Origin of the sequence: Calothrix rhizosoleniae SC01 (assembly GCF_900185595.1) — a bacterium.
Lineage (GTDB): Bacteria > Cyanobacteriota > Cyanobacteriia > Cyanobacteriales > Nostocaceae > Calothrix_A > Calothrix_A rhizosoleniae.
In genome coordinates this window covers 1-12,253 of record NZ_FYBH01000032.1, presented here as the reverse complement: position 1 = coordinate 12,253, position 12,253 = coordinate 1, and the positions used below count along the sequence as shown (strand labels likewise).

Here is a 12,253-nt window from a genome sequence, read left to right as displayed (position 1 = left end):
ACAGTTTGGACGTAAAGCATGATGACACTGTTCTACTGTATACTCAATATCCTGAGGAGAATGATTCCGACCAGAGATAATAATCAGATCTTTCAGACGACTAGTTACGAACAGTTCACCATTGTGTAAAAATCCTAAGTCACCAGTACGCAAAAATGGTCTTTCATCAGTATCTGCAAGATAGTTATAAAAAGTCTGTTGTGTCTGCTCTGGTTGATTCCAATAACCACTAGCTACGCTCGATCCTGACACCCAAATTTCTCCGACTTTTCCAGAGGGACAAGGAGTTAAAGATTTGGGATCGACAATGACGATTTTATGATCTAACCAAGTTTTACCACAGCCTACCACGGCTTTATCTCCTTCTTGCTGACCCGTAGTTTCCATTACTCGTTTCTGCTCTAGTTCAGATCCGTTGACATGGTGAATAATCGGGGGTTCTGCTTTTACACCTCCAGATACAATTAAAGTTGTTTCTGCCATCCCGTAGCATGGGTAAAATGCCTCCCGACGAAAGCCACAATCAGCGAAAGTAGTCGCAAAACGCTCCAGAGTTTGGGCGCGGATGGGTTCAGCTCCAGTGAAAGCAACATCCCAGCTACTCAAGTCAAGAGTTGCTCTTTGTTCGGGAGTAATCTGACGAACGCAAAGGTCATAAGCAAAATTTGGTCCACCGCTAGTAGTAGCCTGGTAGTGGGAAATCGCTTGCAACCACCGATAAGGCTTTTTGACAAAGGCTGTCGGCGACATCAATGTTACTGGAAAACTACCATAAAGAGGCTGTAATATCCCACCAATTAACCCCATATCGTGATATAGAGGCAACCAAATTACACCTTGGCTTTTGGCTGTATGACCGAAACATTGATAGATTATTTGGGAATTATGCATCAGGTTCCCATGAGAAACCATCACCCCTTTCGGTGTTCCCGTGGAACCGGAAGTGTACTGGAGAAATGCTAATGTGTCGTTTTCTATGTAAGGAGGTTGCCAACCATTAGCCTTATTATGATCAATTTCGTCCGTAGTTATACAACGTAAAATTGCTAATTCTGGTTCTGATTTTAAGGTTTTTTCAATATTGCTGAAAACAGATGCAGTTGTCAGGGCAATTGTTGCTTGGGCATCAGATACAATCGCTTGCAATCGATTGCTGTGATGGTTACGTCTGGGTGGATATACAGGAACTGCAATAACTCCTGCATACAGACACCCGAAAAATGCAGCAATAAATTCTAGTCCTGGTTGGTAGAGTAAAAGTGCCCTTTCACCACTGACTTTCATGCTTTGTAGCACAGCAGCAATAGCTCGTGCTTTTTTGTCTAATTCTTGATAAGTTAAGCTTGCCTCTTCTGTTTCTCCGTTAGCGAGAAAGGTAAAAGCTATATTGTCGGCTTGATTTTGATTTCTATGGCGAACTAAATTAACTAAATTAGTAATATTACTATTGTTTTTTTCTAAAACATTAATTGTTTTATACACAGTATTTAATAACTCAAAAAGTGTTATCAAGTTCTAAGATAATAATATGTATATACAAAAAACATCAGTACAAATATTGATATAATCTACATTCCGCAGGTATCTTAAAAATATTCGTTAATTTTAAAATCCATGTTTAGCAAGGCTTCCAGATGTTATCAATCTTGATGAATCCTATAACTAAATTATGTGGCACAACATCAAGCCTAGCTGAATTTACTTGAGAATTTCACTATTCTGAGTAGTGGTTTGTCCCATAAAATATGATAGATTTTCTATCACACCCGCTTAGGACTATAAGTCCCAGTCTAATAGTAAAAGTCATATAAATATGACTATACAACTGGCTATCAGCACTAATGGGACAGACCAGTAGTCTCTTGATTGGCATCACGAAGGCATAATCCACTGAAGGTAGAACGACGCGGCACATAAGAAGTGTGCTTCTATTTCAGTATCACTGAATGCCACTGAGAGTATTTCTACATTAGGAAACTTTTGCTTTAACCATTCGTACTTGTTCTGCTTACGTTCAATTTATTTGCGATCGCCAGCGACGGGCACTTCGTGCCACCTTCCCATGGTAATGACTCGGCGCATTTCATCAGTGCGGAAGCCAATCGCAAAACTTAGACCTCTGGTCAAAAGGAAAGAATCAATGCCGTCTTCATAGTCATCAATAGAATCTCGTCCTTGACTGGGGCTAAGAATAAACTCATCTACGTCAGCATCACCAGTCTTGTACTAATACCCTGTTGCCGATAAGTTGAAGCCATAAATAGGGAGATCAATTCTGCGGTGCGATCTGATCCTAAGTAATCAAACAAAAATATTTACCATTATTACAAACTACGCGAAATAATCCTAACCCTTGCGATTGCTTTGTTTCACTCCGTTACACTCGCAATGACATTGTGTAATTAATTATGTTTAACTACTTATTTCTGCGATCGCAAATGCTACCATTCTGTTGAAGGGGTGGGATCTCACCTTCGATAAGCCCACAAAAGCAACATTTTCATAAAAGGCTAAACCTTAAACAAAACCAGGACAGAAAGTAATAGGAACAAAGGTTTGAGTATCTCACTCCACATAGCCTAGTTCCCTTGTACCAAAATTGAAGTGATTATTTCCTTTCCCTAGAAAGAATATACTATGATCTTTCCATCAAAAAGTATCTATTTACACATCAAAAATTCAGCTTTTATGCAGGTTTAATTAATATTTTTTGATGTGAGATGAATCACTTCATATTTTCTGCGATTGTGATTTACCCAGAAAACTAAATATTAAATTATATTTTGATAATTTCAACTACAAAATATTCACAAATTTTATCTACTTACTGAAAAAAAATTAATTAATCTGAACATTTTTCTAAATAGCCTGATATAGATGTATTTTTATTATTATTCACATCCATAACATGATTTATTATCATAATGTTGATAGAGAATGCTTATGTTTGCTTATGTAATAAAACTTATACATACTCAACGCCTTATCTTTCTGTCAATTGTCAAAATTATCTTTGAGTAATAAATTATTATATTTAGCAAAACAATATAAACTAAATAAATTAACAACCATTTATGATAAAAACTTTCCTCTTATTTAAAGAGGCGGAGGAATTTTGTGAATGCGATAAAAAACGATTATATAATTTCTACCGAAGAAAATGTTAATGGGTCAAACCCCCTAAATAAAGATGATTCTATCGCTGATAATCATGGCTTAAGAATGGGTAATCTAGTGAGTAATTCGTTGGAGATATTACAACCAGGCACGGGCATAAAAAATCGCAATTCCCTAGCTGCCGATATCAAGTCTTGTTTTAATGCTTGTAATGAACCTGGCACATCATTTGTTAATCAAGAAGCTAAAGTTCATATAGTCAATGGCTTGGACGATGTGACAAAAATTTTAGTAGTTGACGATCATGCTGGGAGTCGTATGACTGCCGTAGCTCTGCTAGCAATGGAAGGTTACGAGGTTATTGAAGCCAATTCTGGAACAAAAGTGGTGGAAATGGTAATCCAAAAACAACCTGACTTGGTGTTGTTGGATGTGATGATGCCAGGGATGGATGGTTTTCAAGTATGCCAACTATTGAAACAGGATGAACGTACTAGGCTAATACCAGTTATTTTTATTACAGCATTGAATGACAAGCGATCGCGGATTCAAGGGATTGAGGTTGGTGCGGATGATTTTTTAAGCAAACCCTTCGATAGAGTTGAGTTAGTAGCGCGAGTGAAGTCCTTGGTACAGCAAAAACGCCTGAATGAAGATTTGGATCACGCCGAACAAGTATTATTTTCCATTGCTAGAGCCATTGAAAGTCGTGACCCTAACACGGGGGATCATTGCGAGCGGCTAGTAGCATTAGGTAAGTCTTTTGGTGAATATCTCAATCTCTCACGCAATGAAATTCGGGATTTGATGTGGGGAGGATATTTACATGACGTTGGTAAAGTTGGTATTCCTGATGCCGTACTACTGAAAAAAGGTAATCTCACTCCCCAAGAATGGGAAATTATGAGACAGCACGTTTCCATCGGCGAAAGTATATGTCAGCCATTACGTAGTATGCAAGGTGTACTACCTATTATTCGCCATCATCACGAACGCTGGGATGGTTCTGGTTATCCTGATCAATTAAAAGGGAATGCAATTCCCTATTTAGCACAAATATTTCAAATTATTGATATTTATGATGCTCTAATCAGCGAAAGACCATACAAAAAAGCTTTGACTCCTGAAGAAGCACTTGTAGCAATGGCAGAAGAAACTGCTAAGGGGTGGCGTAATCCCCAATTAATGCAGCAGTTTGCTGATTTTATTCATACTGTAGTTATTCAGGCTAGTATGTGAAGCGGAAGAATTATAGGCTTAGGCATTCAACAATATCCACGCCTTAATTGTTTATGTCTATAAGGGAACCCCAAAAAATAAATTACCCAATTTCTGGACTTGAACTAATTGCTTCACTCCCCCTGCTCCCTGCTCCCTGCTCCCCTGCATTCCAAGTGATTGATTATTTTTTTATCTGGAAGTCCCTAAACTCTGTCAAAATGAATCTTATACCAATTGAAAAAATGATTGCGACAGATGGAAAGAAAGAAAAGCTTGTGTAGTAAATCTTTCACAACCCAAAATCCAAAATCCAAAATCCAAAATTTTTATGACCGAAATTAATGGGATACAAACCCCGTCCTTCTAGGATGCAGAGTGTCAACTTGATGATTAACTGTTATGATGTGAGCCAAAATACACAGTACTAAACCATTCATAGCCGGTAGCTCATTATGGTAGTCGTAGCAATTCTAGCGGCGGGACGCGGAACGCGGATGAAATCAGTAATGCCTAAGGTTTTACATACTTTGGGTGGAAAATCACTACTGGAACGGGTTATAGATAGCGTTAAGCCCCTTTCACCTTCACGTCAGATGGTAATTGTGGGGTACCAGGCTCAATCGGTCCAAACTGCTATGGAATCGATTCCAGGATTAGAGTTTGTGGAACAAACCGAACAACTCGGTACAGGTCATGCTATCCAACAATTATTACCCCATTTACAAGATTATCAGGGGGATTTATTGATACTCAATGGTGATGTGCCCTTACTTAGCTCCCAAACCCTGAGCAATTTATTACAAACTCACCAAGAAAAACAGAATGCTGCAACTATATTGACAGCACAACTCAGCGATCCCCAAGGGTATGGAAGGGTTTTTTGTAATAGTGAAAATGTAGTGCAAGAGATTGTGGAAGATAAGGATTGTACTGCGGCTCAAAAACAAAATTGTCGAATTAATGCTGGTGTTTACTGCTTCCGTTGGCAAGATTTAGCTGAGATTTTACCTAGTTTACAAACAAATAATGCTCAAAAAGAGTATTACTTAACTGATGCTGTGACCCAAGTTACCCCTGTAATGGCTGTTGATGTGGAAAATTGCCAAGAAATTTTGGGCATTAATAACCGTATGCAATTGGCTGGTGCTTATGAAATTTTGCAAAATCGCATCAAGGAAAAGTGGATGATGGCTGGTGTCACCATAGTTGATCCCACCAGTACTACCATTGATGACACTGTAGAATTACAATCAGATATCATTATTGAACCCCAAACTCATCTCCGGGGAAATACGTTGATTAAGAGTGGTTGTCGCATTGGACCTGGCAGTTTGATTGAAAATAGTTACATTGGAGAAAATGTAACTGTGCAGTATTCTATAGTTACAGATAGTTCCGTAATTTCCACATCTAGGATTGGACCCTACGCCCATTTAAGAGGTCATGTGGAAGTGGGTCAAGGGTGTAGGATTGGTAATTTTGTGGAGTTAAAAAATACTCAATTAGGCGATCGCACCAATGTAGCTCATTTATCTTATCTGGGCGATACCACTGCGGGAACTCAAGTGAATGTCGGTGCTGGGACAATAACAGCTAACTATGATGGCGTGAAAAAGCACAAAACTATCATAGGCGATCGCACTAAAACTGGTTCTAATAGTGTTTTAGTCGCACCAATTACTGTAGGTGATGATGTTTACATTGCAGCTGGTTCAACGGTAACGGAAGATGTCCCCGATGATTCTTTGGTAATTGCTCGTGCTCGTCAGGTTGTGAAACCGGAGTGGCGAGTGAAGAAGGAGGGAAGGAGTGAGGGAATAGGGGAGTGAGGGAGTGGGAGAGTGAGGGAGTGAAAGAGTGATGGGAAGATGAGTATAAATTACTCTCTTTCCCTCTTTCCCTCCTTCCCTCTTTCCCTCTTCCCCTTAAATGCAGCCTGTTAGCGTACCTCCTGGTAACTCTAGGGTATCGCCAATTTTGTTTCCGTCATGGAAAGCTGCTAGTAACACATCACTGGTTTTTCCCCAAGCGATCGCTCCTTTGCCATCTAAAGCGATCGCTCCTAAATCCCGTTTGTTGTCTCCTGCTTCTTTCAATGATTTAGCCATAGCCTCTTCCAGGGACATGCCATCAGTGACCCGGATGACAATGCGTGGTGCTAAGCACTCATCAATAATATCTTCCCCAATACCAGTACAACTAACACCAGCATGATTGGTAGCATAATTACCCGCAGGCATGGCAGAATCACTGACTCTACCAATACGTTCAAAGCCCTTGCCACCAGTGGAAGTACCTGCTGCTACATGACCATTAGTGTCTAAAGCTACAACTCCAATGGTACCTCTACGAGCATTATTACTGGACGCTAACTCTGGTTCTGCTACCACCCCAGCCATAGTTCTTTGAAAATTATCTTGACGCTCTTGGAGCCATTCTTGCAAGCGTGTATCGGTTAGTGCATCATAGCTAGGAATTTGTAATTCTCGGACTAATTCCCCTGCACCATAATCTGAAAGTACCCGGTCTGGAGAATCTTGTAAAAATTGAGCTAAGTCAATGGGATTTTTTACCCTAGAGACATTTATTACCCCACTAAAACTTTGAGCTGTTCCATCCATTAAGGAAGCGCTCATCCGGATTTGACCATCTGATTGGAGTACAGAGCCAGTACCTGCATTAAACCGGGGTTCATCTTCCAACAGTTGACAACCTCGAACTACTGCTGATTTTGCACTAGCTCCCGCCAAGAGTATGGTATAAACTTCTTCCACAATTTGATGGAGTAATTGGCGTACTTTCTCCACTCCACCTTTACCTTGGAGGGAACTGCCAGCTCCACCATGAATAATTAATTTAGGTTGTACCTTTGTTGTCATTTTTATCTCAGGTTATTTATGTATGGGTATGAGTAATTTTACGTAGCATCCAGTTCTGTTTTAACTCCAGAACGACGACGACGGCAACGTTCAGAACAATATTTCACTTCATCCCAGCAATCTTCCCATTTCTTACGCCAGGAAAAAGGACGTTGACATACTGGACAGATTTTGCTTGGCAAATCGGATTTAGAACGGTTGCGTCCCATATTTTATCAACAGAGTAGGAAAACAATTATACCCAAATTGGAAGAAAAAGCAGGGGAGAACCCAAATTGGAAGAAAAAGCAGGGGAGATAAAATAACCAACCCTCAACTCCTTCACTCCTTCACTCTTTCACTCCATCACTCCCTCACCCTCTCCAAGGCTGCACGAACAACTTCTGAGCCAGCACCAATTCGACAAGAATTTTCAGTCAATAGACGTTTCCAGGCTTTAGTACCTGGTTGTCCTGCAAACAGTTGCAACATATGGCGGGTAATTTTATTTAACTTCAAGCCTTGAGATACCCAATAGTCAATGTAGGGGTACATGGCTTCCACAACCTGATGTCTGGTTGGAGGTATGACATCTTCACCATAAATATCGCGATCGCTATTGGCAAATAAATAAGGGTTATCATAAGCAGCACGACCAATCATCACCCCATCTACAAATTGTAATTGTTGTTTTACCTGCTCTAAACTAGTGAAGCCGCCGTTAATTTCAATCAATAAGTGGGGGAAGTCTTGCTTGAGACGATGAATATCCCCATAGCGTAAGGGAGGAATATCCCGGTTTTCTTTGGGACTCAATCCCTGCAACCAAGCCTTACGGGCATGAACCGTAAAACTTTTACATCCAGCTTGAGCGACAATACTGACAAAATTTACCATATCTTCATAGCGATCGCACTCATCTACGCCGATACGATGCTTAACTGTTATGGGTAAGTTGGTAGCCTTGAGCATAGCCTCTACACATTCTGCCACTCTCACCGGCTGCATCATTAAACAGGCGCCAAAATTACCATCCTGTACTCGGCTACTGGGACAACCCACATTCAGGTTAATTTCGTCATAACCCATATCTTCGGCAATCCGGGCACATTCTGCCAGGTGTTGGGGATTGTCACCACCAATTTGCAGGGATAAGGGCTTTTCTTCTGGGGAAAAACCTAGTAAACGTTGGCAATCCCCATGAATAATGGCTGCGCTAGTAATCATCTCCGTGTATAGTAGGGTACGCTTAGTAATCTGGCGCATAAAATAACGAAAATGACGATCAGTACGATCCATCATCGGTGCAATACTTAAAGGATTAGAGGAAATCCTTGGAAAATGAGCTTTTCGCTCGTTTAGCGAATCAATAATACTCATATACTAATTCATCAAAGGCGGTTTTATCCTATTCAGTTTGATTCTTGAGTGACAAGCAATACTCAAATTCTACTCAAAAAAAATTAATTCCATATTCCTCAGGGGCGATGCTCTGGAGGCTTGACGCTGCGCGTATCGCAAAATAGTAGGCTTTATACCAATTTGAAAATGGATGATGCTATCCGTCAAGTAACAATTTTCTGACGAGATTCAATTTTATGCTCTTGTGCAATGCTCTGTAAGAAAAGCTATGCCAACCTATAAAGAAACAGCGATTTAAAATACAATTAAACTAAAATGACTAAAAATCACTTTAATCTTGAACAAGCCTCAAAAACTTGTAATTACGGATTTATCCCAAGGCTTACCCGCTATCACTCCTTCTTTTGGAGCAGCACAAGCTTCTGCTAGTGCGGTGTGTTTGGAAGAACAGAGCCATTCTCAGGGTGTAACAATCACAGTTGATGGAGATTTTAAGGCTCAATTTGAGCTATATTGGCAACCCGTTACTGAGCAAATGTTACGTTGTTGGAATGACGAGGAATTTACAACAGAACAAGCAGCTTACGGTATTGCCTTTTTAATCCTTAGGGAACTGACTGATTTAACGGTAATTGAACGTTCTCGTAAAGGAACAGGATTTGATTACTGGCTGGGAAGTTTAGATACAGATGAAGAATTACCATTTCAAGACAAAGTTAGGCTTGAAGTATCAGGAATACGCAAGGGTAATTTGACCCGTGTTAAAGCTAGAGTAAAACAGAAAAAGGAACAAACCAAAGTTTCCGATGGTGTATTTCCTGCTTACATTATCGTCGTAGAATTCAGCACACCCCTATCTTGTGTGGAGAGAAGATGAGTCAAATTCAAAAAAAACACACCACAGCAATGGATTTGGCGGAAGCAGCTTTCACAGCCAAAATTAGAGGTGATTTAGAACAAGCATCCCAACTTACTCGACAAGCTTTTGAGAATGAGCAAGCCGCCGCCGCATTAATTGCTCATCAATTAGATGCAGAACCAACTCGTTCGATTTTACATCGCAGTGCTGCAACTCTGGCGATCGATTGTGGAGAATTGAAAGTGGCAGAACGTCTAATCGCAACAGCCTTATCTGGAAATCCTCCTGAAGAAATTGCTCAAGAATTGAAGGATTTATTTATTCAAATTAATCTGCGTCCATATTTAGAACGTCATGGAATAAATGTTGACGCTTAAACTTAAGGGTCATCCCTCCTTTACCACCGGCTTTCGCACCGCCAATCCCCATCAAACCGATGTATGGGGTTTCTCCCCTGCTCCCTGCTCCCTACTCCTTGCTCCCCCGCCTCTTCATGACTCGTTTATACCTATTGGTGTAGGCTATTGATGAAAAGTCCTGATGTTAATAAAGTTAAATGCAAGACTTCCAAGAAATATTAGCGATCGCTTCTTCCATTGGCTGGGGTGCAGCTGATATACTGCGTTCCTACTATAGAGGCAATGGCGACCAAAGTTTAAATGTACAATATAAACAGGAAGATCCTGTCACTGCTGCTGATTTAGCTGTTAACCAATATATTTTACAAAAATTACAAACTGAATTAGGGGAAGCTAATTTTGGCTACATCAGCGAAGAAACCTATGAAGAAGGAAAAACCAAGCAGCTCAATTCAGAATTGGTATGGATTATCGATCCTTTAGATGGTACGCGAGACTTTATTGAAAAAACTGGGGAATATGCCATTCATATGGCTTTGGTAAAGGAGAATAGACCAGTATTAGCAGTGGTAGTAGTTCCAGAATTAGAGAAACTCTACCATGCCATCAAAGGTGAGGGCGCTTTTGTCACTACCCGTAATGGTAAATCCCTACCTGTAAAAGTATCTTCACGGGAACGCATTCAGGACTTAACTTTAGTTGTCAGCCGTTCTCACCGCAATCAAAGATTAGAATATTTATTACAAAATTTACCCTGCCAAAATCAGAAATCGGTGGGCAGTGTGGGCTGCAAAATTGCTACTATTGTTGAGCAGCAAGCAGATATGTATATTTCCTTATCTGGTAAATCTGCACCCAAAGATTGGGACATGGCTGCACCCGAATTAATTTTGACAGAAGCTGGTGGTAAATTTACACATTTTGCCGGCCATGTATTGCAATATAACACCGGAGATATTAATCAATGGGGTGGTTTACTAGCTAGTAATGGTCAATTTCATGAATCCCTGTGTCAGAGAGCAGAGAATATTTTAGTAAACTGGGATAACCAAAATAATTGAAAGCAACCACAGATATTTATTCTCAGAACAGATTAAAACCCCTAAAAAATCCTTTCCATGCTTCATGCAATCGCATCAAAACCTTTTGTATATGTAGGGTCTGCTGAATAACTGAAAAATATTGATTTATCAATGCTTTGAGGCTATTTTATTGGGGAGGGGCGTGCAAGGAAATTCGGATTTTAGGTTTAAAATCCTTGCATCTGTTATTTTTTCTGGCAAAAAGAATAGAAATAAAGAGGCTGGAACTACTCCCTACTCCCTACCCTCATTAAAAAACTTTTTCAGCAAGCCCTATGTAAATATTTGGATATCTCTGATCTATATTTACAGCTAAACTTTATAATACGAATAAAAATTAGACTTATAGCACTACGCAATTCTGTTAGGACTGATTCAAGGAGATTTCCAGACTTCAAATTACCAGGGGATTACAAATTCACCATAGGGGCGCAAGGCTTGCGCCGTTGTCATTGGTAAAATGATTTTCAGAAATCACCTAAGGCTCAAACCTATGAGCAGTAAACTTATTACTTATTACTTGCACGTAGTGCTATATCTACTCACAGTTCGCCTGTAAGTAATGCGATAATTCCATGACGCGGTTAAATTTTGTATGGATTTATCGTAAAATTTGTGATGTTAATCTTCTAAACTTATGCTATAGTTCTATGGCAGCACGTACCTTCGGTTGAGTTATCCTTTTGAATTTTTGAAAGCGTCTCTCCGAATAATGAAGTTATCTACATTTTGTTGATTGGGGAGATAGTTTATGTCACTGTATATCGGGAACTTATCCTATAGACTTACGGAGCGAGACATAAGGGAGGTTTGTCAAGGCTGGGTTGCTATTAACCAGGTTTTCAACCCCTTTTGACTGGTAGTTAACCGCCCCTACTAAGTTGAGTACAGTTACTAAAAGAAAAAGCTATAACCCATCTAGTAGATTCATATAAAAACTTAACTATACTAAGAAATTCCGATTTTTTAGGTTTTCAGTATCGATTCACCATAACGAGGAATAGTTGATGACGCAAGTAGTTTTGGGCGAGAATGAAGGAATTGATTCGGCATTACGTCGATTTAAGCGCCAAGTTTCTCAAGCCGGAATTTTCCAAGACATTCGCAAAAAACGCCATTTTGAGACACCTTTAGAGAAGGAAAAACGGAAACTGGTGGCTAGACGCAAGCAACGTCGCAGACGTAGTTCCGGTTATAGATAAATACATCCGAGTTAGTCATGATTTACTAGTGATATTTATGTTGGCGGAATGAATTATTGTTTGCTTATTCTATACAAAAGTAAGTAATCCTCCTCTGTAAAACCGAAATATTATCACTGAGTAATTGATATTCTTAGCCACTCAAAATCCATTAATCCATAGTTAGGATTGAGGATGAAATAAAATACAACAA

At 39.8% G+C, this 12,253-nt stretch carries 10 protein-coding genes; 6 read left to right on the top strand and 4 right to left on the bottom strand.

The window, feature by feature from the left end; genetic code table 11:
• Positions 1-1,482: fatty acyl-AMP ligase (locus CALSC_RS01735; RefSeq protein WP_235006642.1), on the bottom strand; the 1,482-nt coding region annotated here is incomplete at its 3' end.
• A 1,635-nt stretch (positions 1,483-3,117) separates the two neighbouring features.
• On the opposite strand from CALSC_RS01735, the gene CALSC_RS01730 reads away from it, so the two are divergent.
• Both CALSC_RS01730 and glmU read left to right on the top strand, forming a co-directional pair.
• On the top strand, positions 3,118-4,356 hold the full coding sequence (locus CALSC_RS01730) for a response regulator (protein ID WP_235006641.1): 1,239 nt from the start codon (positions 3,118-3,120) through the stop codon (positions 4,354-4,356).
• Between the two features lie 434 nt (positions 4,357-4,790).
• Positions 4,791-6,167 (top strand): bifunctional UDP-N-acetylglucosamine diphosphorylase/glucosamine-1-phosphate N-acetyltransferase GlmU, encoded by a 1,377-nt coding sequence (gene glmU / locus CALSC_RS01720; RefSeq protein ID WP_088239706.1) that lies wholly within the window; start codon positions 4,791-4,793, stop codon positions 6,165-6,167.
• Between the two features lie 96 nt (positions 6,168-6,263).
• Here the strand turns inward: glmU and CALSC_RS01715 are convergent, their stop codons facing one another.
• From CALSC_RS01715 to dusA, 3 genes are all read right to left on the bottom strand, one after another.
• Positions 6,264-7,217, bottom strand: a complete 954-nt coding sequence (locus tag CALSC_RS01715; protein ID WP_088239705.1) for an isoaspartyl peptidase/L-asparaginase — start codon at positions 7,215-7,217, stop codon at positions 6,264-6,266.
• A gap of 38 nt (positions 7,218-7,255) precedes the next feature.
• Entirely contained in the window at positions 7,256-7,426 is a 171-nt protein-coding gene (locus CALSC_RS01710; RefSeq protein ID WP_088239704.1) for a DUF2256 domain-containing protein, read from the bottom strand.
• 136 nt (positions 7,427-7,562) lie between these two features.
• Positions 7,563-8,576: a tRNA dihydrouridine(20/20a) synthase DusA gene (gene dusA / locus CALSC_RS01705; protein ID WP_088239703.1), complete on the bottom strand. Its 1,014-nt coding sequence runs from the start codon at positions 8,574-8,576 to the stop codon at positions 7,563-7,565.
• Positions 8,577-8,895: 319 nt separating this feature from the next.
• Here dusA and CALSC_RS01700 point away from each other — a divergent pair, with 319 nt between their 5' ends.
• The 4 genes from CALSC_RS01700 to rpsU all read left to right on the top strand — a co-directional run bounded on the left by CALSC_RS01700 (position 8,896) and on the right by rpsU (position 12,060).
• Complete coding sequence (locus CALSC_RS01700; RefSeq protein ID WP_235006640.1) at positions 8,896-9,435, top strand: hypothetical protein; 540 nt, start codon at positions 8,896-8,898, stop codon at positions 9,433-9,435.
• Positions 9,432-9,794, top strand: coding sequence for a hypothetical protein (locus tag CALSC_RS01695; RefSeq protein ID WP_088239701.1), 363 nt, complete (start codon positions 9,432-9,434; stop codon positions 9,792-9,794). The genes CALSC_RS01700 and CALSC_RS01695 overlap by 4 nt, the downstream gene beginning before the upstream one ends.
• Positions 9,795-9,973: 179 nt before the next feature.
• A complete protein-coding gene (locus CALSC_RS01690) occupies positions 9,974-10,837 on the top strand; it encodes a 3'(2'),5'-bisphosphate nucleotidase CysQ family protein (RefSeq protein ID WP_088239700.1) in 864 nt (287 codons plus the stop codon).
• Between the two features lie 1,028 nt (positions 10,838-11,865).
• A complete protein-coding gene (gene rpsU, locus CALSC_RS01685) occupies positions 11,866-12,060 on the top strand; it encodes a 30S ribosomal protein S21 (RefSeq protein ID WP_088239699.1) in 195 nt (64 codons plus the stop codon).
• Positions 12,061-12,253: the final 193 nt, after the last annotated feature.

Excerpts from the sequence above, each read along its gene's own strand:
- glmU (WP_088239706.1), top strand. The coding sequence starts at position 4,791 with ATGGTAGTCGTAGCAATTCTAGCGGCGGGACGCGGAACGCGGATGAAA.
- CALSC_RS01710 (WP_088239704.1), bottom strand. The coding sequence starts at position 7,426 with ATGGGACGCAACCGTTCTAAATCCGATTTGCCAAGCAAAATCTGTCCA.
- rpsU (WP_088239699.1), top strand. The coding sequence starts at position 11,866 with ATGACGCAAGTAGTTTTGGGCGAGAATGAAGGAATTGATTCGGCATTA.
- CALSC_RS01695 (WP_088239701.1), top strand. The coding sequence starts at position 9,432 with ATGAGTCAAATTCAAAAAAAACACACCACAGCAATGGATTTGGCGGAA.
- CALSC_RS01690 (WP_088239700.1), top strand. The coding sequence starts at position 9,974 with ATGCAAGACTTCCAAGAAATATTAGCGATCGCTTCTTCCATTGGCTGG.
- CALSC_RS01715 (WP_088239705.1), bottom strand. The coding sequence starts at position 7,217 with ATGACAACAAAGGTACAACCTAAATTAATTATTCATGGTGGAGCTGGC.
- dusA (WP_088239703.1), bottom strand. The coding sequence starts at position 8,576 with ATGAGTATTATTGATTCGCTAAACGAGCGAAAAGCTCATTTTCCAAGG.